The organism is Mycobacterium shottsii, assembly GCF_010728525.1.
In the GTDB taxonomy this organism is placed as follows: Bacteria; Actinomycetota; Actinomycetes; order Mycobacteriales; family Mycobacteriaceae; genus Mycobacterium; species Mycobacterium marinum.
The window spans coordinates 4,210,374-4,233,002 of record NZ_AP022572.1 but is presented as its reverse complement, the minus strand read 5'-3'; the positions used below and the strand labels follow the sequence as shown (position 1 = coordinate 4,233,002).

The following is a 22,629-nucleotide window of genomic DNA, read 5'->3' as shown; positions in this document are numbered from 1 at the left end:
TGAGACCGGACATTTGTCGCCACCGCTCCTCCCGTCGTTTCGGCTGCGTTGCAGGACTTTTCGCCCGCCATGCCGGTGGCGAGCGGCCGTCACCCGCCGCGTCGGCCAAAAAGCCTCGTATCCATTGGCTATAGAGAGGCTGCCGGATACTCATAGATCGAGGACGATGCGCAGTGCCGCATCAACTCGGCGCATCTCATCGAAGCTCAGGAACCCGACGCTCGTGCCGAGCCGGCCCGGGTCGACCGCGGCGGCCTGTTCGGCAAGCACTCGGGTGTTCACGCCGGCGATTTCAACTTCGGGACGAAAGCTCGCGGCGCGAGCCGACGTGGATGTTGGTGCAACCAGCCAGGTCGACAAGGGCAGTTGATCTGACTGGACTACTACGGCGTAGCGGGAACCGGACTGCTCGTGACCGCGACTCCCCCGCGGGGCACGCAACTGAAAGACCTCACCACGCACGCAACGTCTCCATGTCGCGGAGCACCTGCATGGCCTCAGCGCGGTCGGACTCGTCTTCAGCAAGCCTTTCCGCCTCGGCACGAATCGCCGCGCTGGCCTTCCGTCGTGCGGCATCGATAAGTGCAGATCGAACGGCTACGGACACGGCAGTTCCATCTTTGGTCAAGACCTCCAGCGCCTTCGTTGTGTCTTCGTCGGGCCTGAAGGTGATGGTGTCAGCCATTGCAACAGTGTACGATATTTTGTAAGACGATCGCTGGGGTCACATGAGCGGTTTTCTCCTGGCAGCGGCAACCCCAGTAGCACCAGTCCTGCCCGGTGCCCGCGTCGCGCTCGATTCAAGTGGAATGCGGCGGGATCGAATATGGCGGGCTACCAGCAAAGTTCGTCGTATTACCCTGCGGTCCAACGGTTTTCGGTCGTTGACGACGATGATGAATACGCCGGTAAGCCCTTGGCGGCGTCAGCTAGGTCGCAGATCCCTTCCGGAGCCAGATTGTCTATAGAGGGCGGTTGAGGCTCTTGGCTGCCGCGACAACGGCTGGATGGTCGAGGTTCAGATGCTCGAGTTCGACGAGCTTGGGCCGTTCCCAGCTGGCGATGACGGTCCAAGTCGGCCGGTGGAAGGACCACCACTGCACCGCCTGCCATTTTCGGTCATCAATGGCAGGAGAACGCTGCGACCAGATCCGGTGCGCCCACTCCGAAGTGACTGCCAGGTTGCGAGTGACGATCTGTGTCGGTCGAAGCCCTAGCTCTACTAGGCGGTGCGGATCATCAAGGTCGCAAACGCGCAGATCGTCGGGCAGTTCATACAGTCCGAGAGTCTTCCGTGCACCGGGCACTGCCGGAAAATCGAACATTGAGTCGATCCAGCGCGACAGGTTGCCGAACGCCTCGCCGCACGCGGCTTCGGATTGGCGGGCCACGTACCACACGTAATAGTCGGGGTGGTCAGCCCGGCCACCGCGCTGCGGGCGGTGCTCATAGAGAGGATGCCCCGGCTCGCCAAGCGGAGCCGCTTCAAGGTAGGGAAAGACGCGATATACCAGCACTCACGCCGCCCCGCCCCACATCTCTGCGTCAAGCGCTTGAAGGACCCGAGAGGCTCCTTCGGTTATTAGAACATCAAGCGGTCGGGCTCCCCCGAGGAAGGCGTTAGCGCTTTCCATCCAGATACGCGCTGAGTCGCCACCCCACACCAAGCGCGCGCGCGAATACATATGTTCTAGATCAATTAGCGCCGGAGCTGCGGCGGGGCCAGGACGCTCTTCGCCTGATGCCCATCGGGAGGTCTGCGATGGGCTGACGCCAATCAACTTCGCCAGCTGTGCACGCGAGAACACGTTCGCGAGGTACAGGACCCGCTGTTCAGACAGGGGATCATCAGCCGCCACCCGGCTCTTCCGGGCCCCCACTGCGGCCGCCTTTGCTGTGGGCGCCCTCTTCACCGGAGCTCTGACGGCCACCTTCTTCGACGCACTCTTAGCGCCGCCAGCCTTCTTTGTAGCCATATCATCACTGTACCCAATTTTTTTCGTGGGCTGCAACGTGACGACCAACTGGGCCCCAGCGTAGGCGGGAAGTCTCGCCACTCGATCCGAGCAAACCGAAGGATCACTGATGCACCAGACGATCGCACACGCTTCAGCGAACTAAGTTGCCTCAAACCTCTGCAGGGACTCTCCGGTTGATCCGGCTGCAGCCACGCCGGCGATCAGTGCCGCTCCGCCACCACATCTCAAGTGATGCATCGCTGCGTGTCGGGAGGAATACGGCGGAATCGAATATGGCGGGTTACCAGTAGTAAGTTGGTTATTCGCGCAGCGTGCGAATATCGCCAAACCTGATACTCGTAGTGGTCTGACGCATGTACGTCTCCATGGTGGCGTGGAATCGAAGCTGGCTTTCGCCGCATCGACGGCCATGTCGGTATCGAGAAGCAGCACTCTCACCTATTGATCAGCCCTCCGTATTCAAGCTCGTCAGGAACGGACACTCGCCTATCGCGCAAGGCCGAGGAATGCCATCATCACTCGCTCGACCTCGACGACTTGCTCCGCTGTCAGCCGACCGACTCGGGCATGGACGTTCGACCTTTTCACGGTTGTGAGCTTGTCGATCATCACGTCACTGTTGTGATCAAGTCCGGATAACCGGCCGTCTCCGCCGGCTATTCGGATGCGCATCAACGGCGCATCCAACAGGGTGCTGGACATCGGAGCAACCGTCACCGAACTCGTGGCATCAAAGAGATCATCCTGAACAATCACCGCGGGATGCGGTTTGGTCGCGTAGACGTCCCCCGCTACGGTCCAGATCTCCCCTCTATTCACTCCTCATCCCATGGCGTCGAGATGGCCTCAATGAAGTCCTGATCATCGCCGCGTTCGTCCGCTCGTGCGACCAACGAAGCCTGACGATGCGCCTCGGCAGCAAAACTCTCAGTGCGCACGTCAGGCACCCAGACCTGCAGCGGCCGCAGGCCCCGCTCCCGCATCCGCCGTCGGTACTCGCCGACCCTGTCCCTAACCGCCATGCCGCCGTGTTACATGTAACGCATGATCTGCGCGGCCGGATAGTCAGATCGGCCGGGCAGCAAACAGACATCCATGCCACAGCTCCCGCTCGACGGTTCGCCTGAGCTACCTGAAGATGGTCGTCAGCACTGCGCATTTCGTCGAGGCTTAGCAACCCGACACTTTTGCCGAGTCGGCCTGGGGCGACCGCTGCGGTTTGCTCGGCAAGTACCCGGTTGCTCACGCAAGATAGCGTTTGTTCCTCGCGGTCTCGCTGCACTCCTTTCGCGGCCATGGGTGACCCAGCTACCATGCGGCGGTCATCCGGCACAACCAGTGAATGGAGGCTGGCATGCCAGACCAGGAGCTCGCCCAGTATGGCGGCGGTGTTGCCGCCATCGACGTTGTCATGGAGACGCCCGACCTTCGCGTCAGCCGCTTCACCCTGGCGCCGCACGGGGTGCTGCCATGGCACCTGCACAGTCAGATCGTGGACTATTTCGTCGGCATCACCGGCAACGTCGAGGTCGAGACCCGGGATCCGGTCGAGCGGATCGAGCTAGCCCCCGGAGTCGAGTTCCGGGTCCGACCTGGGCGGCCCCATGTTGTACGGAACAACGGGGCCGAGTTGGCCACTTACCTGATCGTCCAGGGGGTTGGCGCCTACGACCGCATTCCGGCGCCGCCCACCGACGAGGTTTGAGTGGTGACGGGCATCCTGAGGGGGCGTTGAGCGTGACGTCCTCGGATACAACCCCGATCGGTGACGTCCGCTGCAACGAAGATGAGGACACCGTCGAGACAGTCGCGCTACGACCATGTCTCTGAAGATGGCATTCTGCAGTTGCCGGATGACAAGACTGATGCCGGACAGCCCTATCCGACTGGCGTCGGATAGGGCTGTCTTCGCGTGACACTAGAACACGCATGAGATGGAGGACCGATGCCGCAATGAGCCCGGTCGCCGAATTCGACTTCATCATCGTAGGAGCAGGCAGTGCGGGCTGCCTGCTCGCCAACCGGCTCAGCGCCAACCCTGATCACCGTGTGCTCTTGATCGAGGCCGGCGGCAAGGACAACTGGTTCTGGATCAAGGTGCCGGTGGGCTACCTGTACACAATTGCCAACCCCCGCACCGACTGGTGCTTCACGACCGAGGCTGACCCGGGTCTGGCCGGCCGCAGCATTCACTACGCACGGGGGCGCGTGATCGGCGGCTGCTCATCGATCAACGCCATGATCCACATGCGCGGACAGGCCAGCGATTACGACCTATGGGCGCAGGCCACCGGCGACGACCGATGGCTTTGGGGCGGCCCGGACAGCTCCGGCGAGACACTGGCGATCTACCAGAAGTTGGAAAACTACTTCGGCGGAGCCGACGACTGGCACGGCGCCGGTGGCGAGATTCGCGTCGAGCGGCCAAGAGTGCATTGGAAGATCCTCGACGCCTGGCAGGCCGCTGCTGCCCAGGTGGGCATTGCCCCGATCGACGAGTTCAACCGGGGAGACAACGCCGGTAGTGCGTACTTTCATGTCAACCAACGGCGTGGCCGGCGCTGGTCGATGGCCGATGCTTTCCTGCATCCCGTCGCCCACCGGTCTAATCTCACCATCTACACCCAGACTCAGGCCTTAAAGCTACTGGTGGACAACCAGGTTCACGAAGATCAGCGTCGCGGTGCCTGGACCACAGCTCAGCACCGCGCCACCGGCGTGCGGCTGCTCAAAGATGGCCAAATCGTCGACGTCCAAGCCCGCCGAGAGGTGATCCTGAGCGCCGGAGCGATCGGGTCGCCGCAGCTGATGCAGGCCTCGGGTCTGGGCCCGGCCGGGCTGCTTACCGAGCATCAAGTGCCGGTGGCCGTCGACCTGCCGGGAGTGGGTGAAAACCTCCAGGACCACCTGCAGCTGCGAACGATCTACCGGGTCCGGGGCGCCCGGACCGTCAACACGCTGTACCGGAATTGGATCAGCCGTGCAGGCATGGGACTTCAGTACCTACTGCTGCGATCGGGGCCCTTGACCATGCCGCCCTCCACGCTGGGCGCCTTCGCCAAAAGCGAACCCGCGCTGGCCAGTCCCGATTTGGAGTGGCATGTGCAGCCCTTGTCGTTGCCGAAATTCGGCGAACCCCTGCACCGTTTCGGAGCGATCACTCCCTCGGTGTGCAATCTGCGACCCAGCTCGCGTGGCCACGTGCGCATAGCCAGTGGAGATCCGCTGACCAAGCCAAAGATCCTCTGCAATTACCTGTCCACCGACCAGGATCGTCAACTAGCCGTGCGCGGCCTCCGGATGACCCGGCAGATCATGGCGGCACCGTCGCTGGCCCGCTACTGCCCAGAAGAGTTGCTTCCCGGCCCGCAACTGGTGAGCGACGAAGACTTGGCAGAAGGCGGCCCGCGAACTCGGCACAACTATCTTTCATCCAGTGGGCACCTGCGCGATGGGAGCCTTTGACGTACGCGGTAGGCCGAGGTCGGCCGCCACGGTGCTCGACACCGACTGTCGCGTGTACCGCGTCGTCGGTCTTCGAGTGGCTGATGCGTCGGCGATGCCCACCATCACTTCCGGGAACACCAACGCGCCAGTCATGTTGGTCGCAGAGCGCGCAGCGCGGGCGATCCTGGGATGAGTCGGTCAATACCGCGTGGTCGCCAACCGCCACTCCCAAGCATCACTTGGCAGCTCGGAGTCGCGGGCGTTGGCCGCACTTTGGACGCACACTCGAGACTATTCGGACACTTGGGCCGAATGACTATGCAGAGACCGAAGATGGCGGGTTACCAGTAGCCGCAAGCTTAAGCGTACGTCGACGGCCCCACCAACGACACGCCGAGGCGTTCTCATTCGGCGTGGCCATTGCCGAACGGTCACCGCTTGGTATCCATTTGGGAACGCACCCGCGTTTCGGCTGGCGCAGGTCTATCGGCAACAGCAGTCACATCGTTAACATCGCGCGATGCACAATTTGCCCCTGCCGCCCAGTGCTGTTCGATTGCGAGCGATTTCCCGGCGCGACGCGCTGCGCTACACGACTGCGTTGGCCGGGCTCGGTGCCGCATCGGCGGCCTGCGGCATGCCCACCGCGGCCGCCGCCGCTCCCCCTCGACTGATCGACTTCGCCGCGCAGCAGATTCCGGCGCAGCAGATCCGAGCTGCCGGCTACAGCGGTGTGGTCAACTACGTTTCGCTGTCGCGGCCCGGCTCATCGTTTGGCGCTAAGCCGATTACCCGGCGCTACGCCGATTCACTGACGGCCGCGGGCTTGGTGATAGTCAGTAACTACCAATACGGCAAACCGGGTGGGTCAGCGCCGTCGGACTTCACGCGGGGCTATGCCGGCGGCGTCGCGGATGCGCGCACCGCCTGGCAGCTGCACACCGCCGCGGGCGGCGGCCAAGGTGCGCCGATCTTCTTCACGGTCGACGAGGACATCAATCGCGATACCTGGAACCGCGTTGCGCTGCAATGGTTTCGCGGAATCAACTCGGTTCTTGGGGTTCAACGTACCGGGGTTTACGGAGGAATCGATGTGTGTCAGTGGGCCGCGGCCGATGGTGTTATCGGGTCTTCGGGCACACCCGGCCGCCGGTGGGCCTGGCAAACTCGAGCCTGGTCCGGCCATCGGATCTACCCGGCCGCCGTTCTCTACCAGCGCGTCGTGAGCACCAAGTCCAGTCCTGGCCCGCGGGTCGGCGGATTCGAAGTCGACGTCAACGACGTTCTGGCACCGGACTGCGGACAGTGGAACCTCCATCAGGGGCATCGGACTGGCGATGCGCGATAGCCGCTGCTGGCGTTCGCTGAGCTCGGCATCATCGCGTGCGACATACAGACCCCAAGAGCCTCACCGGTGTTATTACGCCAACCATCGATTCGTCAGGGCTGCACGTTCGGGGGCGTACTAGCGGGTCGACCCAACAGGTCGCGTTCCAGGAAGTCTTGGAAGACTCGCGCGAGATTGGTCGCGATGGTGTCGTGGCAATCACCGAGCCGCGTGCCGCCTTGGAAAGCCTCATTTATGACGGCACGGCGCGGCACCTCGGCGCGGACTTCGTCGCCAAACTCGCGGTACGCCTTTTCCCGGATCGACCGCTCGATGCCGATCCGACTGTCGAAGGCGGACAAGACAACACCGCACCATCTGAGTGGATGTGTTCGTTGGACACTTTCCACCCTGTTCCGCGCCTCCTTGGCTTTCCGTACCGCATCGAGGGTTGGGGTGATCGGCGCGTATGCCACATCACCTAGATGCATTGCCAGCGCTTCCAAAGAGCCGGTGCGACCGCCGGTGTCGATCAGCAGAGGTTCATAGCGGTCGAATATCCCCGCAACTGTAAAGATGCGCTGCAACAACCCGGTGTCCGATACGCCTATGCCCGCGACGCGGCCTAACGAAGCGCCGGCGGGCACCAAATCCACCGAGGGCCATGCGGTTTCAATAATCTCTTCGGGTATCCGCTTGGCGCCCTGGTCGGGCTTGCCCCAAAAGTCGATTCCGGCATCTTCTAGGACGGAACCCAAGCCGGTTGAATGCTGCGACACCCCAAAGTGATTAGGTCCTGTCTGCTAATTGCGGACGCGGTGGTAGGTGATGATGGCGGCCAGGGTGACACCGCTGAGGTAGGTCAGGGCGTATTTGTCGTAGCAGGTGGCGACCGCGCGCCAGTGTTTGAGCCGGTTGAAGCTTCGCTCGACGGTGTTGCGGTGCTTGTAGATTCGGCCTGAGAACCCCGGAGGCCGTCCTCTGTTGCGGCCTTTGGCTTTGCGGCGGGTGATCTGGTCGCTGCGCTCGGGGATGGTATGGGCGATCTTGAGCCGGCGCAGCTGTGCCCGCGTCGAGTCATGGGAGTACGCCTTGTCCGCCAGCAGGTGAAACGGGGCGTATGAGTTGCTGCACCGGGCGGCCAGCAGTGGCCAAAGCATCGGATTATCACCGGCTTGACCGGCCGACAGTGCCAGGGTGACCGGACTGCACAGCTGGTCGGTCAAGGCGTGGATCTTGGTAGTCAGCCCGCCGCGGGAACGCCCAATGGCGTGGTCATCGGGCTCATCGAGATATTTCTTGTAATTCGACAGATCCCCCTGTGCGGCGCCCGGAGCGCGCTCCGGCTGCGTGTTGGTGGGCGCGCACACTGGTCGAATCGACCGACAACAGTGCGCCCAGGTCGGCGTCCTCGGCGTCGAGGTCAGAGGCGATCGCCGCGAAGATCCGCGCGTAGATGCCATCGACCGACCAGCGTAGATGCCTCTCGGCCACCGATTGCCAGGGACCGAAGTGCTCGGGCAGGTCACACCACGGAGATCCCGTACGGTAACGCCAGATAATGCCCTCCAGAGTACGTCGATGATCGTTCCACGGCCGGCCACGCCGCCGCCCCGCAGGCAACACCGCCACGATCAGCGACCACAAATCATCAGAAATCGCATGCGTCCGCATCACCCAAACAGCATCAGCCAAAACACCATTCACATTAAGCAGACACGCCCTAGACAGATTCCGCTCTGGGTCTGCGTCGACCAGCAAGGTCGAGATCCCGGCTCGCGACGCTTCCCCTGCCAGCATCATCTGCCAAAGCGTTTTCGCTGTTCCGCCCTTGCCGGAAAGCACCAGCGCCGACACGGCTACCACTGCGTGCCTCCGCCGAGTGCCTGACTCACCTGCGCTACATCCCTCCGTCACGTTCGTGCTATGGCCATACATCGCGCGCGGTAGTTAGCCTATAGGTTGCCGGAATTCTGCACAGCCGATCATCGAGCTCAACTTGGCGGCTTCGGTCGGACGCCCAGGCGGGACATGGCATATCCAGCGCCGATGCTGCACCGGCGCATCGCGAGGGCTGATGACTTCTGGACCTCGGAGTGCTCCTAGGAGCAACGATATTGTCGGTTGAGCATGCAATTGGTCGGTGGCGAGTACGTGCCGAGCAACACTCCTCGGAATCCACCGGTAGCTGAACCGCCAGGTGCAATGACGCGATTCCAGTTCGCGGGGCTCACAACATAGTGCGTGCCGGATTGCGCGACGGTGCTATTCCACGCGTGCGAGATTGATTCTCCCGCCGGCAAGTCGAATTCAAGCCGCCAGTCGCTCATCGGTACCAGGCTCGCGTTGGTGATCGCGAAGCGCGCGATGAAGCCGGTCTGCCACGTATGTTCCACCGTCAACGTTGCCGTGGCCGCGGCTGCGTGAGCCTCGGGGCTAATGGCGAGTCCGGGGATGGCGACCATCAACGCCAACAGGGTGACGTGAAGCGCTGTACGCCAGCGCTTCACGAAGCTGTCCAGTCTGGCCATGACAGCCAACACTAGAGACATCAAAGCGATATTGGCCGTTGCGTCGCGGGTGGGCTGCAGTACCTTTGCGCAACCGAAACCGTCATGAGATGTTGGCGTCGCCGCACTCGTCGGGCCCCGGGGTGCCCTGCATTGGCCCCGCACTGTCGCGCAACTGACCGTCGGCACAGTCAAAGTGCCCGGCAGACGATCTCAGGGCTCGAGGATCAGTTTCCCGGTCATGCGGCTGGTCTGGCTGAGCCGGTGGGCCTCCTCGGCGCTGGTGAGTGGGAGCTTCTGGGCGATGCTCACCCGCAGCTTGCCGGCGGCCACAGCATCCACCAGCGGTTCCAGCCGCGCGCCGTTGGGTCTGCCCAGGATTGCCTTGGATTTGAACGGGGGCACCACCACTTGCACGGCGGAGCTGGGCTCGTCGCCGGCCACCATGATGTGGCGACCGCGCGAAGACAGCAGAGCCCGACACCCGTCGCCGGAGTAGCTGCCCACGCAGTCGATCACGACGTGAAATGGGGCATGCGGCTTGGCCTGCGCCAGCGCGTCGCCCTGGTTGTAGTCCAGAACGAGGTCGGCCCCTAGGTCCTTGACCATCTCGACGTTCTTTGTCGAGCACACGCCGACCACGAAGGCCTCCTGCAGCTTGGCGATCTGCACGGCCAGCTGGCCCACGCCCCCGGAGGCACCCAGCACCAGCACCCGCCGGTCGGCGGGTGGCACTTGCCGGATGCGGCCCAGCTCCACGACCGCCATCCAGGCGGTGACACCGCCCACGGGCAAGGCGGCCGCCACTGCGATGTCCACCGTGTCCGGGACGCGGCAGAGCTGGTCCTCGCGCACCAGTACGGTGTCGGCGTAAGAGCCGCGCTGACCACGCGAGAAGTTGGTGCCGCCCACCACCCGGTCTCCCGGGGCGGCGCGCGTCACGCCCGGACCGACCGCCTCGACCACTCCGGCGAAGTCCACCCCCACCACCACCGGTGGCTTTGGTCCGATCAGGCGTGCCGCCAGCCGCAGGGGGCCCGAGCTGCGCATTTTCCAGTCGACCGGGTTGACCCCGATCGCCTGGACCTGTACCCGGACTTCGCCGGCTTTCGGTTCGGGCGTGGGTAGCTCGATGAGTTCTAGCGATTCTGCCGGATTCCACGTTCGCTGCGCCATGGCCTTCATGCCCCAGAGGCTAGTGAAACGGGTTCCCTACCGGTGACACCGGACCGGTCCCCGGGTCTCGGGTCGGTCAGGCGCCGGCGGGACTTACGGCATGGAAGATCGCCGTGCGATATGCATCGTTTTCCTCGGTACCATTGATGGCGCTAGAGAAAGAAGGATTATTTCGATGAGGTTGACGACGTTTTCTGGTGCCCGCCGTGGCTTTGGAAAAGTATTGGAAATAGGCGCTTTTTGCGCCGCATCTGCCCTCCTTGCTGCCGCCCCCGCCAGCGCGGACCCGGTCAACCCGTTTGACCCTGCGGATTGCATGGCGAATGCGGATGCCCTATGCAACCTCGGCCCGTATGGGCCGAACAGTCCTCTCAACCCCGCGAGCCCGATGGATCCGGTAAACCCGATGAACCCGGCAAATCCGGCAAATCCGATGAACCCGGCAAATCCGATGAGCCCGATGAACCCCGCTAATCCCAGCCATTTCTGAGCGGTTCCAAAGGGCACAGCTCAATGCGCCGCGTGGCACCGCCGCTTCGCCTGGTCGGCTATGGCAGGGCTACCAATTGGGGCGGTGACCAGTGGTTGTAGCCTGAGCGCCGTGAAGTCTTTCCGGGTTTATTCCTCCGCTGTACTTGCCGCCTGCGTCGCGGCAATCGGCGTTCCGCTCGCCGCATCGGGAACGGCAACCGCCGCCGCTTCGTGTCCAACCGCGGCGCCGTCCAGTGGCGCGACGCCGGAGTGGACGCTCAACGGGGCCACCGGCAGCGTTGCCGTCACCGGATCCACCGAGACGGCGGCTCCAGTCGTGAAGGTGTCGACCCCGTTCAGCGTGAATCAAACCCAGGTGCATACGCTGCAAGCCGGCGACGGCCCCGTGGTCCCGGGTACGGCGAGGGTTTCCGTCTGCTACATGGGCGTCAATGGGCGCGACGGGTCGGTCTTCGACAGCAGCTACTAACGGGGTGCCCCGGTCGTCTTCCCGCTCAATGGGGTGGTGCCGGGCTTCCAAAAGGCCATCGCGGGACAAAAAGTCGGCTCCACGGTTGCCGTCGCAATGACCTCCGCCGATGGTTACCCCGACGGCCAGCCCAGCGCTGGCATCCGTCCGGGCGACACACTGGTCTTCGCGATCAAGGTCCTCAGCGCCTCGAACTGATTCGCGGCCCGCGGGCCGTGCGACCTGAGTTGGCGGTCCCCGTCGTTTGGTTGCCTCGACTAGGGCGAGCCGTTGAGCCCTTCGTCGCCTAGCAGGACCCCACCTGACCCACCGGCGCCGGGGGTGCCGGTTCCAACGTTGCCGCGGTTGCCGCCGTTGCCGCCGTTGCCGATCAGCACGGCGTTGCCGCCAGTGCCGCCGTCGCCTCCAACGCCGCTCGATAGCGACTGTCCGCCGGCCCCTCCGGCCCCGCCGATTCCCAACAATTGACCGCCGGCACCGCCGTTGCCGCCCGAGCCCCCGTCGCCTGCACCGACCACGCCACCGAACCCGCCGGCTCCACCGGCCCCACCGAAGCCCAGCCACCCGGCTGCCCCGCCCATCCCGCCGTCACCAGCGGTTTTCGTGCTGGAACCGCCAAATCATCCAGATCCCGCACTGGAGAACAACAGGCCGGCGTTGCCGCCGTCCCCGCCGTGCCCACCCACGACACCCAGGCCAAATCCACCGTCACCGCCGGCCCCGCCGCTGCCGAACAGCATCCCGGCATTGCCGCCGGTGCCACCAATCCCCCCAGTCGCATCGCCAAATCCGTCGCTCCCGCCCGCACCGCCGGGCCCGCCGAACGCTCCGGCATGGCCGCCAGCCCCGCCGGCCCCGCCGTTTGCCGACTCGCTGGCTCCCCGGGCCCCGCCGTCGCCGCCACCGGCGCCGACCAGCCCACCCAGTAGGCCGCCGGCCCCGCCGCTCCCGCCGCCACCACCGTCTCCGTTGACGCCAGCCCCGCCGGCACCGCCCAGCCCGGCCGCACCCAACAGCCCGCCGGCCCCGCCGGCCCCGCCGGCCCCGCCGCTCCCGCCGGTCAGTGAGAATCCGCCGACTCCGCCGACCCCGCCGGCACCGGATAGCCACCCGCCCGCCCCACCGGGGCCGCCGCCGCCGTCATCGGAGGCCGAGCCAGCGCCGGCGCCGCCGGTGCCGCCGGTACCGATGAGCCCGGCTGCCCCGCCGTCACCACCGGCGATACCCGAGCAGGCAGCTCCGGAGCCGCCGGCCCCGCCGTCACCAAGCAACCAACCCCCGGGCGACCCACTCGCGCCGCTGCCGGTAGCCCCCGGGGCTCCATTGCCGATCAGCGGGCGCCCGGTGGCCGCCTGAATGGGGGCATTGACCGCGGTCAGCGCTTGTTGCTGCAAACTGTGCAGCGGTGAGCTGCTCGCCGGGGCGTTGAATCCGTCGGCCCCCAGCAGCACACCACCGGTACCGCCGACACCATTGCCACCGTTGCTCGGACCCGCTCCGCCGGTACCGGCGTTGCCACCGTTACCGATCAGCACTCCGTTGCCGCCGTTACCGCCGTCGCCTCCAGCCGCCGTACCTTCGCCACCCGCGCCACCGGCGCCTGCGTTGCCGATCAGCAGGCCCGCCCGGCCTCCCGTTCCCCCCTGGCCCCCAACACCGCCGGTGCTGGAGCCGCCGACTCCGCCGACGCCGCCGTCGGAGAACAGCAATCCGCCGGCCCCGCCGCCCCCACCCGGGCCGGCGGTCGCGCCGGCACCGCCTTCCCCGCCGGCCCCGCCGCTGGAGAAGAACAACCCGCCGTCACCGCCGGTCCCCCCGGCCGCCCCGGATGTACTGCCGAATCCTCCGGTCCCGCCCGCCCCACCGGTGCCGAATAGCCCCCGCACGCCGAACATCCCGCCGGCGTCACCGCCGGAACCACCGCTGCCGCCTGTCGCACCGCCGTATCCGCCGGTGCCGCCGGCCCCGCCTGGGCCACCGAGCACCCCAGCGCTGCCACCCGTCCCGCCGGCTCCGCCATTGTCTTGTCCCATCCCGCCGATGCCGCCATCGCCTCCTCCCGCACCGACCAGTCCGGCCCACGGCCCCCCCGGCTCCCCCGGCTCCTCCGGCCCCGCCGGTCGCGCCACTCCCGAGACGGCCCGCTCCGCCTGCCCCGCCGGTTCCGCCGGCACCCAGCAGAACCCCGGCCCCGCCATCGCCGCCGGCCCCGCCGACCGCGCCAACGTCGCTGGTCGCCCCACCTGCCCCGCCGACTCCGCCACTACCCGACAACCAGCCCCCGGCCCCCCCAACCCCTCCGGCACCACCGTTACCGACCGTGGAGCCGCCCCCGGCCCCGCCCGCACCTCCCGATCCCAGCAGCCCGGCCGCCCCGCCGTTACCTCTCACTTGGCCGGTGGCGCCCGACCCGCCGGCGCCGCCATCGCCGAGCAGCCAGCCGCCATCGCCACCGTTGGCGCCATTGCCCGGCGCACCGTTGGCGCCATTGCCGATCAGCGGCCGCCCGGTCAACGCTTGTACCGGCGAATTGATCGCCTCCAACAGCTGCTGAAGCGGTCCGGTGTTGGCGGCCTCCGCAGCTGCGTAGGCGCCTCCGGCGCTGCTCAGCGTCCGCACAAACTGTTCGTGAAAAGTTATCGCCTGCGCGCTCAACTGCTGATAGGTCTGACCGTGAACAGAAAACAGCGCCGCGATCGCCGCTGATACTTCGTCTTGGGCCGCGGCGACGATGGTTGTGGTCTGCGTCGTCGCCATGGCGTTGGCGGTGTTGACCGAAGAACCTATGTTCGTTAGCTCGGTGGCCGCCTAAACCACGATTTCCGGAACCGCCGTCAGCGCGGTCATGTCGAACCTCCAGAAGGCTCACAACCAGCCGGGGGGTTCCCGGCTGGTTTCGACGAGCTCGGGTCAGCAACAGCCTATTGTGATGCGGGCCACTTTCGCTTCGGATTCCGGCGCGAACTCAGCGCTCCGTGTCGCTGTGGTGCACGGCGTCAATCGCCCGGTAGATCCGCTGTTCACTGACCGGACGCGGGGTGCCGAGCTGCTGGGCCCACAGGCTCACCCGCAACTCCTCGATTTGGCGGCCGATGTCGCGGACGTCGGCGGCGCTGGCCCGTGCCAGCGGCAGCGTGTGCACAAGTTCGTCGTCGGCCTCCACAACGGCCTGTACCCGCTCCATCCGGTCCCGGTCGGCCGCAACGGCATGCGGCAACCGGTCAAGGCGTCGACGGATCGCGATCAGGTAGCGGGCGAGGTCGCCGAGATGTGCCCGCCCGGTTGCGGCCACGAAGCCCGGTGGAACCAACCGGTCCAGCTGGGCGCGGATATCGGCGATCGCGTCGGTCTGCGCCGACGGTGGCTTCGCGGGCAAGGCGAGCTGCACCTCCTGCGCGGCGGCGAGTACCTTCGTGACGCGCCCCACGATGTCGATGGTCATCGGGACCAGCGCTTTCGCCACGTTGGCGCACAAGGCGGCGAACTCGGCCCGCGTCCATACCAGCCCCGGTGTCAGTGCGTCGGTCGCCGCGTCGGCGCAGTCGGCGAGCAGCGCGGTCAGCGAACCATCCGGGTTGGTCCCGAGCAGCAGGCGGGTGCGTGGGTCCAGCTGGCGTTCGACGGCTTTCAGCGGTGCGGCCACACCGAGCCGCACCAGTCGCCGGGTGCCGGGTGCCATCGCATGGTCACGTTCGGCCGCCGTCGCGAACACTCGCAGGTCCACGTGCGAGCCTTGATCGACGAACCCCGGGAACCCTCGCACGGCCCGCCCGCCGACGCTGCGCTCGACGACGCGCGCCAGTTCGTCCACGCCATCGGGCCAGGCGCGCAACCCTTTTCGTTCCAGATCGCCGGCAACCGCGTCGGCGACCGCCCGCTGGGCGGGGGCCGCCAGCTCGGCTTGCAGCGCCTTGAGGTCCTTGCCGCGGGCGACCTCGGTGCCATCGGCGGATTCCACGGCGAAATTCACCCGCAGGTGCGGTGGCAGCTTGGTCAGGTCGAAGGCATCGATGGGTACCAAAACGCCGCTGCGACGGCGTAGTTCGCGCTGCAATGCCTGCAGTAGCGGCTCTTTGGCCGGGTCGATCCCGGCCAGCACCGACCGGGCGGCATCGGGGGCCGGAACGAAGTTGCGGCGCAAGTCTTTCGGGAGTGAGCGGATGAGCTCGGTGACCAGTTCTTCGCGAAACGCCGGCACCTGCCAGGCGAACTGGTCGTCCCCCAAGCGGGCAAGCACGTCGACCGGCACGTGCACCGTGACGCCGTCATCGGCGGCGCCGGGCTCGAACCGGTAGGTCAGGGGCAGTGCCGCGTCGTCGGTCTGCCAGGCGTCCGGCCGATCGGTGTCGGCAGGATCATCGCTGCGCAGCAGCTCATTTCGGGTAAAGGTGAGTAGATCCGGCGTCTGGTGGCGCTGCTTTTTCCACCACGTGTCGAAGTGCCGTGCGGAGACGACCTCGGCGGGGATGCGGGCGTCGTAGAGCTCATAGACGTCATCGTCATCGACCAGCAGGTCGCGTCGGCGGGCCCGCTCCTCCAGTTCTTCGAGTTGCGTGCGCAACCGCGCGTTGTCGGCAAAGAAGTGATGACGAGTCTGCCAGTCGCCCTCCACGAGCGCATGGCGGATGAACAGCTGCCGTGCCACCGTGGGCTCGACCCGCGAGTACCCCACGCGTCGGCGCGCGGCCAGCGGCAAACCGTACAGCGTCACCCGTTCGTAGGTCATCACCTCGCCGCGCTTGGCGTCCCAGTGCGGTTCGCTGTAGCCGCGTTGGGCCAACTCCCCCGCAACTCGCTCGACCACTTCCGGCTGGATGCGGGCGGCGATGCGCCCGTAGAGGCGACTGGTCTCGACCAGCTCGGCCACCACGACCCAGCGTGGCGGTCGCTTGGTGAGCACCGATCCGGGCGCCAGAACGAACCTCGAGTTGCGCGCACCCAGATACTCCCGGCCGTCTTCACGGCGCATCCCAACATGCGAGAGCAGCCCGGCCAGCAGCGCCGCGTGCACCCGGGCGGGCTCGGCCGGATCATCCGATTGCGTTCCTGACTCGGCTAGGCCGAGGTCGCGACAGATGCTGCGCAGCTGTCCGACCAAGTCCTGCCACTCCCGGATGCGCAGGTAGTGCAGGAACTCGTTGCGGCACATCCGCCGGAAAGCGCTGCGTGACAGAGCTCTTCGCTGCTCGCCGAGGTACCTGCAGAGGTTGAGGTAGGACATGAAGTCCGAGTCCTCGTCGGCGAATCGGGCATGCTTCTGGCGGGCTGCCTCTTCGCGGTCGGTTGGTCTTTCCCGCGGATCAGGGATCGTCAGCGCCGCGGCAAGGACCAGGACCTCACGCAGACACCCCTCCACCCCGGCCTGCAGAATCATCCGGCCCAGCCTGGGGTCAACCGGCAGCCTCGCCAAGCGAAGGCCGAGATCGGTGATCGCGCCGGTTGGGTCGAAGGCGCCGAGTTCCTGCAACAGCTGTACGCCGTCGCGAACGCTGCGCCGATCCGGCGGGTCGAGAAATCCGAAGTTCTCGATCTCGCCCAGCTGCAGCGCCGCCATCTGCAGGATCACCGCGGCCAGGTTGGTCCGGAGTATCTCCGGGTCGGTGTATTGCGGTCGGGCGGCGAAGTCGTCCTCGGAGTAGAGGCGGATGCAGATGCCGGGGGCAACCCGACCACATCGGCCGGCCCGCTGCGCGGCGGACGCCTGGGAGATCGGTTCGATCGGTAGCCGCTGCACCATGAGGCGGCGGCTGTAGTGCGAGATGCGAGCATTGCCCGGGTCGACGACGTAGCGGATGCCCGGCACGGTCAGCGATGTTTCGGCCACGTTGGTTGTCAGCACGACGCGGCGCCCGGTGTGCGGCGCGAACACCTTCTGCTGCTCGGCGGTCGGCAGCCGGGCATACAGCGGAAGCACCTCGGTGTGTTCGAGGCCGCTGAGTGCCTCGGCCGTATCGCGGATCTCACGCTCCCCGGACAGGAAAACCAGGACGTCTCCGGGGGCTTCGTTTTGCAGTTCGTGGACCGCGTCGACGATCGCCTCCACCTCGTCGCGGGTCTCGGTGCGGACGATTTCGTGGTCCGGGTCGTCCGGGTCGCGGGAGTCTTCCGGGGACCCCGTCGAAACGGGACCCTCCAACGGCCGGTACCGAATCGCGACCGGGTAGGTCCGTCCGGACACCTCGATGATCGGCGCCCCACCGAAGTGGGCGGCGAAGCGTTGCGGCTCGATCGTCGCCGACGTCACGATCAGCTTCAGGTCCGGGCGGCGCGGCAGCAGCTCGCGCAGGTATCCGAGCAAGAAATCGATGTTGAGGCTGCGCTCGTGGGCCTCATCCAGAATCAGCGTGTCGTAGCGCAGCAAGCGTCGATCGCGCTGGATCTCGGCGAGCAGAATCCCGTCGGTCATCAACTTGACCAGGGTGCGCTCGCTTACCTGGTCGGTGAACCGGACGGCGTATCCGACCGCGTCGCCCAGCGGGGTTTGCAGCTCGTCGGCGATGCGTTGCGCGACCGTGCGGGCGGCTAGCCGCCGAGGTTGGGTGTGTCCGATCGTCCCGCGGACCCCGCGGCCGATGTCCAGGCAGATTTTCGGTAGCTGGGTGGTCTTGCCCGACCCGGTCTCCCCCGCGACGACGACCACCTGGTTCGCCCGTATCGCCTCGGCGATCTCCTCGCGACGCTCGCTGACCGGCAGGTCGGGGTAGGTGATCGCCGGAACGGCGGCTTGTCGCGTCGCAATCAGCACCTCGGCCGCAGAAATCTGGACAGCGATCTGCTCGGTCAGCTGCTGCAGCTTCTCCGGCTTGGCGCCGCGAAGCTCCTTCAGGCGCCTCCCCAGACGCACGGCGTCACGGGTGCTCAGACCGTCGAGACGGCTGCGCAGCTGCGCAACGGACAGATCGGCCACTCCGGTCAGGGTAGGCGGTGCCGCGTGGCCCCTCGATAGCGCGGTCCGCGGATCTGACCGGCCACCGAAAATTCGTTGCCAGCTACCTGATTTGGAGCCATCATGCTAAGGGCTTGCGGCCGGGCCTTGGCGAGAGCCGGCGCTTGGGCTGACGAACTGAGGAACAGGGATTGTGAAGCTGGCAGAGGCGTTATCGCTGCGCGCGAACGCGGCGCGGCGGGTCGAGCAGCTGCGCACGCGCATCGTGGGCAACGCCCGCTATCAAGAAGGCGAGGAACCGGCCGAGGATGCCGCGGCTCTGCTCGCCGAAGCCGGCGAGACGCTGGATGAGTACGAGACGCTGATCCGGCGCATCAACCGCACCAACGCCGCCACGGCGATCGGCGCGGACGGCACGCTGACCGACGCGCTGGCCCGCCGAGACGCCCTGCGTCTGCGTCACTACGTGCTCACCGCCGCCGCGGACGCGGCCGCCGGTAGCAACCAGCCCACCTACTCGCGCTAACTGCGGTCCGAGCTCAAGATGCTGCCGGCCCTGCCCGTTGCCGAACTGCGCGCCCAGGCCGACGAGCTCGCCCGCGAACTTCGTGAGCTCGATGTTCGGATCCAACAGTCCAACTGGGAGGTCGAGCTGCTGGATTAGCGGGCCGAGGTGGAGCAGATAGTTGTCGGGGAGGCGTGCACAAGCCCAAGATCGGCGGGCAAAGTCCGGTCTCTGCTGTTGCGCGGAGGGCAGCGCAGAGGGTTCGATTCCCTCCTTGACATCGCAGCCCAGCATTGCGCACCGGTGATAGGGCACAGCACACAGCACATCACCACGTGCAGATCCGTGATGGCGAGGGCGGGTAAGGGGCACCCACCTTGGCGTAGCAGTGCGGGCGGCACCGGGGTGCAACACGGCACCCCGGTGCGCGCTACCGCGGCCCGTTGGTGTGCAGGTAGAGCGTCGGTCCCACTGGCAGCCGGCCGCTGGTGGTCAGGTCGAGCAGGGCGGCCATCGCTTTGGCCGTGTAGACGGGTTCGAGATCGAGATGCTCGGATTCGCGCGCGAATTTCAGTGCCAGAGTCCCCTGGCTGGTCGGGTGGCCGTAACCGGGCCCCAGCCAGTCGCGCAGCAGGGTCAGCCGCTCGGCAGGCAGGTCGATGGACGGTAGCTTGGCGCCGCGATCTTGCAGCAGACGTGCGGCCCGTCGAGCCAGCGATGTGATCGATCGATGGTCGAGTCGCAGCTTGTCGTTGACAACGACGCCGATCACCTGAATATCGGTCAGGCCGGCGAGCGCGAGGCCCAGGTGCAGGCCGGCCACCGTACCCCCAGACCCGACCGCGGTGACGATCGACGATGGCGTCGGCAGCGCACCGTCTCTAAGCTGCGCGGCGAGTTCGAATGCTGCCTCGACATAGCCGATGACTCCCAGGGGTGAGGACCCGCCGGCCGGTAGCAGGTAGGGACGTCGGTGGCGCAGGTATAAGTACGGGGCGGCGGCCACCGTTCGGGCCTTGGAGCGCGTCAGATAGATGTCGGCACCGGATGCCCGAAGGCGGTCGAGCTGGGCTTCGACATGCTCGTCTACCGGCTGGTCAATGAGTGCCAGAGCGGTGTGAATCCCCAGATCGGCGGCGTAGAGCGTGGCCGCGAGTCCCCAGTTGGTGCCCAGCCCACCGAAGGTCAGGATCGTGCTTCGCCGTTGGCGCCTTACTTCGGGCAGCAGCCATTCCAGTTTGCGGACTTTGTTGCCGCCCCAGCCCCCGTTGCCGTAGGCGCCGTCGTCTTTGATCCAGATCGACGGGCAAGCGCTGATCAGATGGGACAGGGGGCGCACGGGTGTGGGACCGTCGCCGAGGGTGACGCGCTCGAGGGTGGTGCGCAGCTCGGGGAATCGCTGATGCAGGTAGGCGTTCACGCGGCTACCGGGCCTAGGGAGCCTCGCATCCGTGACCTCGCGAACAGCCACCTCTGGGCCGGTCGAACATCAGCATCATTGGACGTCCACACTTCGGCCATTATCACCGATGCCAGCGCGGCGGCGGCGAGTATGAAGCCCGGTCACGGCAGTTGTGACCCAACCTCAGCAAACTCGTCGCCAACATGGCTGTTCCAGCCGCTCCCCCTCGAACGGATTTGATGCTGCCGCCGAGGGGGGTCACCCCATCTACATTTGGATCTCAATCCGCATCAGCGTCGCCTATCCGCCTGGCTTCCCGCTGTGATTTAGGTGTGAGCGTTGGGCCCAAAGCGTGCGCGTCGAGTAATCTAAGCCGCGTAGCTGGTTTGCTGGCGGCATTCTGAGTGTTGTCGGCATCAAGCGGCGGAGGCTTTCGCGGCTTCGTCGTGAGAGGGAACCCGGTGGGAATCCGGGACTGTCCCGCAGCGGTATGCAGGAACGAACACCGTCATCGGCACTGGCCCCACAGCCTGGGACAGGGAAGCGACGGTTAGTAGGAGCACCATCGTCGGTGCGGGCCTGCGAGTCCGAAGACCTGCCAGTTGCGCCGGGCACGTTGTGTTCGGCGCGCGTCGCCTCGTGGATTGGGCGGATGGTCGTAGGTATGCAGACACGGTGCCGGGCAGACGGCGCCATTCATCGGCTCTAGCGGCTACCACGGTTCACCAGGCGCGGGCATCCCGTCGTACCGGAGGACTATTGATGGCCCCACGTGCCCACACCGTCAGGATGTCGGCCGCGCCTCACATCGGTGAGCATCGGTTCGCTGGCGGTGATCGATGACCGCGCCGATCTGGATGGCGGCGCCGCCAGAGGTGCATTCGGCCCTGTTGAGCAGCGGCCCGGGCCCCGGTTCGTTGCTGGTGGCCGCGGGCGAGTGGACTTCGCTGAGCATCACCTACGCCGAGGCGGCCGAGGAACTGGCCGCTCTGCTCGCCGCCGTACAGGCCGGAGCGTGGGACGGTCCGACCGCCGAAATCTACGTGGCGGCCCACGTGCCATATCTGATGTGGCTGATACAGGCTGTCAATGGCCAAGTTGAAGTATCCGCTGGTGGCCAGATAGAAGTATCCACCCCGGGCGGTAGTTCCTAGGTTGGTGTGGGTTGCTCCTTCCGGTGCTGGGCGTCCTTCATGCGGTAGGAGTCGCCGTCGGTGATGACGAGGCTGGCGTGGTGTAGCAGGCGGTTGAGGATGCTGACTGCGGTGGTCTGCTCGGGCAGGAACCGGCCCCATTGTTCGAAGGGCCAGTGTGACCCGATGGCCAGGCTGCGGCGTTCGTAGGCGCCGGCGACCAAGCGGAACAGCAGTTGGGTACCGGTGTCATCGAGTGGGGCGAAGCCGAGTTCGTCCAAGATGATCAGGTCGACCCGCAGCAGCGATTCGATGATCTTGCCGACGGTGTTGTCGGCCAGGCCGCGGTAGAGGGTCTCGACGAGATCAGCGGCGGTGAAGTAGCGGACCCTGAGCCCGGCGTGGATCGCCGCGGTCCCCAACCCGATCAGGGTGTGGGATTTGCCGGTGCCGGCCGGGCCGATGATCGCCAGGTTCTGTTGGGCCCGTATCCATTCCAGACTCGACAGGTAGTCGAAAACCTTCGGCGGGATCGACGAGGCGGCCACGTCGAAGGACTCCAACGTTTTCGAGACGGGGAACGCGGCGGCCTTGAGCCGGTTGACGATGTTGGAGGCATCCCGGGCGGCCAGTTCGGTCTCGACGAGCGTGCGCAGCACTTCCTCAGGAGTCCAGCGTTGGGTCTTGGCGGTCAGCAAGACCTCGGGTGCGCTGCGCCGCACCGCGGCCAACTTCAACCGCCGCAGCCCGGCATCCAGATCAGCGGCCAGCGGCGGCAACGACGGCGGCGCCACGGGTTCGACGGCAGTCGTTGGTGATGTCGTGGTCATGAGATCACCTCGTCATCGGCTCCGACGGGTCCGATCTTGTAGGCGTCCAGGGAACGCATCGGGGCGACCGGTAGGTCCAGAATCAGCGCATCCCTGGCAGGGCGGGGTTGTGGGGTTCCGGTGCCGGCGGCCAGGATGGAGCGCACGTCGGCGGCCCGGAACCGGCGAAACGCTACCGCCCGGTGCAGCGCCGCGATCAGCGCGTCGGTGCCGTGGGCGACCCCCAGGGCGAGCAGGATCTCCAGCTCTGCGGCTAGGCGGGTGTTGCCGATCGCCGCGGCGCCGACGAGGAATGCCTCGGCGTCCGCGCCGAGGGCGCAGAACTGCTTCTCCACGCTGGTCTTGGGCCGCGGGCCCCGACTCGGTGCCAGCCTTGGCCCGTCGTAGTGCTCATCGAGGATCGACGCTGAGTCTGGGGCGACCAGTTCGTGTTCGGCCACGATCATCCCGGTAGCCGGTTCGACTAGGTCCTG

The 22,629-nt window shown here is 66.2% G+C and carries 17 protein-coding genes, 7 pseudogenes and 1 riboswitch; of the genes and pseudogenes, 8 read left to right on the top strand and 16 right to left on the bottom strand.

Features of this window, described 5'->3' with window-relative positions; translation table 11 throughout:
- Positions 1-150: 150 nt before the first annotated feature.
- From G6N41_RS19635 to G6N41_RS19610, 6 genes are all read right to left on the bottom strand, one after another.
- On the bottom strand, positions 151-462 hold the full coding sequence (locus tag G6N41_RS19635; protein ID WP_020729190.1) for a type II toxin-antitoxin system PemK/MazF family toxin: 312 nt from the start codon (positions 460-462) through the stop codon (positions 151-153).
- Positions 452-685, bottom strand: coding sequence for a hypothetical protein (locus G6N41_RS19630; protein WP_020729189.1), 234 nt, complete (start codon positions 683-685; stop codon positions 452-454). The genes G6N41_RS19635 and G6N41_RS19630 overlap by 11 nt, the downstream gene beginning before the upstream one ends.
- Positions 686-962: 277 nt before the next feature.
- Positions 963-1,517, bottom strand: a complete 555-nt coding sequence (locus G6N41_RS19625) for an RES domain-containing protein (protein ID WP_020729188.1) — start codon at positions 1,515-1,517, stop codon at positions 963-965.
- On the bottom strand, positions 1,518-1,685 hold the full coding sequence (locus G6N41_RS28925) for an MbcA/ParS/Xre antitoxin family protein (protein ID WP_259594304.1): 168 nt from the start codon (positions 1,683-1,685) through the stop codon (positions 1,518-1,520). It abuts the gene before it with no gap.
- Positions 1,686-2,465: 780 nt separating this feature from the next.
- Positions 2,466-2,798, bottom strand: coding sequence for a type II toxin-antitoxin system PemK/MazF family toxin (locus tag G6N41_RS19615; protein ID WP_198965432.1), 333 nt, complete (start codon positions 2,796-2,798; stop codon positions 2,466-2,468).
- Complete coding sequence (locus G6N41_RS19610) at positions 2,795-3,001, bottom strand: antitoxin MazE-like protein (RefSeq protein WP_036455700.1); 207 nt, start codon at positions 2,999-3,001, stop codon at positions 2,795-2,797. Before G6N41_RS19610 ends, G6N41_RS19615 begins: the two co-directional genes overlap by 4 nt.
- A 332-nt stretch (positions 3,002-3,333) precedes the next feature.
- Between G6N41_RS19610 and G6N41_RS19605 the strand changes: the two genes are divergently transcribed.
- The 4 genes from G6N41_RS19605 (at position 3,334) to G6N41_RS19595 (ending at position 6,774) form a co-directional block, all read left to right on the top strand.
- The gene (locus G6N41_RS19605; RefSeq protein ID WP_198965431.1) at positions 3,334-3,684 is read left to right on the top strand and encodes a cupin domain-containing protein; all 351 of its coding nucleotides are present in this window, start codon (positions 3,334-3,336) and stop codon (positions 3,682-3,684) included.
- Between the two features lie 248 nt (positions 3,685-3,932).
- Positions 3,933-5,444 (top strand): GMC family oxidoreductase, encoded by a 1,512-nt coding sequence (locus G6N41_RS19600; RefSeq protein ID WP_407663649.1) that lies wholly within the window; start codon positions 3,933-3,935, stop codon positions 5,442-5,444.
- Positions 5,416-5,619 carry a GMC oxidoreductase gene (locus tag G6N41_RS30110; protein WP_407663647.1) on the top strand — a complete coding sequence of 68 codons (204 nt, stop codon included), beginning with the start codon at positions 5,416-5,418 and terminating at the stop codon, positions 5,617-5,619. The genes G6N41_RS19600 and G6N41_RS30110 overlap by 29 nt, the downstream gene beginning before the upstream one ends.
- 327 nt (positions 5,620-5,946) lie before the next feature.
- A complete protein-coding gene (locus G6N41_RS19595) occupies positions 5,947-6,774 on the top strand; it encodes a DUF1906 domain-containing protein (protein WP_020729183.1) in 828 nt (275 codons plus the stop codon).
- A 92-nt stretch (positions 6,775-6,866) separates the two neighbouring features.
- Here the strand turns inward: G6N41_RS19595 and G6N41_RS19590 are convergent, their stop codons facing one another.
- From G6N41_RS19590 to G6N41_RS19570, 5 genes and pseudogenes are all read right to left on the bottom strand, one after another.
- Positions 6,867-7,532, bottom strand: coding sequence for a ParA family protein (locus G6N41_RS19590; RefSeq protein WP_231608608.1), 666 nt, complete (start codon positions 7,530-7,532; stop codon positions 6,867-6,869).
- Between the two features lie 24 nt (positions 7,533-7,556).
- Positions 7,557-8,430: pseudogene (locus G6N41_RS19585) on the bottom strand (IS5 family transposase).
- 48 nt (positions 8,431-8,478) lie between these two features.
- A pseudogene (locus tag G6N41_RS29625) lies at positions 8,479-8,691 on the bottom strand (nucleotide-binding protein); the annotation flags it as partial.
- A gap of 164 nt (positions 8,692-8,855) precedes the next feature.
- A complete protein-coding gene (locus G6N41_RS19575; RefSeq protein WP_012394646.1) occupies positions 8,856-9,284 on the bottom strand; it encodes a cellulose-binding domain-containing protein in 429 nt (142 codons plus the stop codon).
- A gap of 192 nt (positions 9,285-9,476) precedes the next feature.
- Entirely contained in the window at positions 9,477-10,448 is a 972-nt protein-coding gene (locus tag G6N41_RS19570; protein ID WP_198965430.1) for an NAD(P)-dependent alcohol dehydrogenase, read from the bottom strand.
- A 91-nt stretch (positions 10,449-10,539) separates the two neighbouring features.
- Between G6N41_RS19570 and G6N41_RS19565 the strand changes: the two genes are divergently transcribed.
- Both G6N41_RS19565 and G6N41_RS19560 read left to right on the top strand, forming a co-directional pair.
- Positions 10,540-10,929: a hypothetical protein gene (locus G6N41_RS19565; protein WP_231608607.1), complete on the top strand. Its 390-nt coding sequence runs from the start codon at positions 10,540-10,542 to the stop codon at positions 10,927-10,929.
- A 102-nt stretch (positions 10,930-11,031) separates the two neighbouring features.
- Positions 11,032-11,598: pseudogene (locus G6N41_RS19560) on the top strand (FKBP-type peptidyl-prolyl cis-trans isomerase).
- A 59-nt stretch (positions 11,599-11,657) separates the two neighbouring features.
- Here G6N41_RS19560 and G6N41_RS19555 read toward each other — a convergent pair.
- Positions 11,658-14,157: pseudogene (locus G6N41_RS19555) on the bottom strand (PE family protein).
- Positions 14,158-14,365: 208 nt separating this feature from the next.
- Positions 14,366-18,307, bottom strand: a complete 3,942-nt coding sequence (gene hrpA / locus G6N41_RS19550) for an ATP-dependent RNA helicase HrpA (RefSeq protein WP_198965429.1) — start codon at positions 18,305-18,307, stop codon at positions 14,366-14,368.
- Between the two features lie 172 nt (positions 18,308-18,479).
- On the opposite strand from hrpA, the pseudogene G6N41_RS19545 reads away from it, so the two are divergent.
- A pseudogene (locus G6N41_RS19545) lies at positions 18,480-18,950 on the top strand (DIP1984 family protein).
- A gap of 271 nt (positions 18,951-19,221) precedes the next feature.
- Here G6N41_RS19545 and G6N41_RS19540 read toward each other — a convergent pair.
- Positions 19,222-20,211 carry a 1-aminocyclopropane-1-carboxylate deaminase/D-cysteine desulfhydrase gene (locus G6N41_RS19540; RefSeq protein ID WP_198965428.1) on the bottom strand — a complete coding sequence of 330 codons (990 nt, stop codon included), beginning with the start codon at positions 20,209-20,211 and terminating at the stop codon, positions 19,222-19,224.
- Positions 20,212-20,597: 386 nt separating this feature from the next.
- Positions 20,598-20,810, top strand: a riboswitch (cobalamin riboswitch).
- A gap of 222 nt (positions 20,811-21,032) precedes the next feature.
- On the opposite strand from G6N41_RS19540, the pseudogene G6N41_RS19535 reads away from it, so the two are divergent.
- Positions 21,033-21,278, top strand: a pseudogene (locus tag G6N41_RS19535) (PPE domain-containing protein); the annotation flags it as partial.
- A 65-nt stretch (positions 21,279-21,343) separates the two neighbouring features.
- Here G6N41_RS19535 and istB read toward each other — a convergent pair.
- Together istB and G6N41_RS19525 are read right to left on the bottom strand one after the other, a co-directional pair.
- Positions 21,344-22,156: an IS21-like element helper ATPase IstB gene (istB, locus tag G6N41_RS19530; protein WP_198965343.1), complete on the bottom strand. Its 813-nt coding sequence runs from the start codon at positions 22,154-22,156 to the stop codon at positions 21,344-21,346.
- A pseudogene (locus G6N41_RS19525) lies at positions 22,153-22,623 on the bottom strand (IS21 family transposase); the annotation flags it as partial. The gene istB and the pseudogene G6N41_RS19525, both read right to left, overlap by 4 nt.
- Positions 22,624-22,629: the final 6 nt, after the last annotated feature.

What these genes read in the sequence shown, in the direction of transcription:
- istB (WP_198965343.1), bottom strand. Translation starts at nt 22,156, where the DNA reads ATGACCACGACATCACCAACGACTGCCGTCGAACCCGTGGCGCCGCCG.
- G6N41_RS19600 (WP_407663649.1), top strand. Translation starts at nt 3,933, where the DNA reads ATGAGCCCGGTCGCCGAATTCGACTTCATCATCGTAGGAGCAGGCAGT.
- G6N41_RS19575 (WP_012394646.1), bottom strand. Translation starts at nt 9,284, where the DNA reads ATGGCCAGACTGGACAGCTTCGTGAAGCGCTGGCGTACAGCGCTTCAC.
- G6N41_RS28925 (WP_259594304.1), bottom strand. Translation starts at nt 1,685, where the DNA reads ATGTATTCGCGCGCGCGCTTGGTGTGGGGTGGCGACTCAGCGCGTATC.
- G6N41_RS19595 (WP_020729183.1), top strand. Translation starts at nt 5,947, where the DNA reads ATGCACAATTTGCCCCTGCCGCCCAGTGCTGTTCGATTGCGAGCGATT.
- G6N41_RS19570 (WP_198965430.1), bottom strand. Translation starts at nt 10,448, where the DNA reads ATGAAGGCCATGGCGCAGCGAACGTGGAATCCGGCAGAATCGCTAGAA.
- G6N41_RS19565 (WP_231608607.1), top strand. Translation starts at nt 10,540, where the DNA reads ATGGAAGATCGCCGTGCGATATGCATCGTTTTCCTCGGTACCATTGAT.
- G6N41_RS19630 (WP_020729189.1), bottom strand. Translation starts at nt 685, where the DNA reads ATGGCTGACACCATCACCTTCAGGCCCGACGAAGACACAACGAAGGCG.
- G6N41_RS19605 (WP_198965431.1), top strand. Translation starts at nt 3,334, where the DNA reads ATGCCAGACCAGGAGCTCGCCCAGTATGGCGGCGGTGTTGCCGCCATC.
- G6N41_RS19610 (WP_036455700.1), bottom strand. Translation starts at nt 3,001, where the DNA reads ATGGCGGTTAGGGACAGGGTCGGCGAGTACCGACGGCGGATGCGGGAG.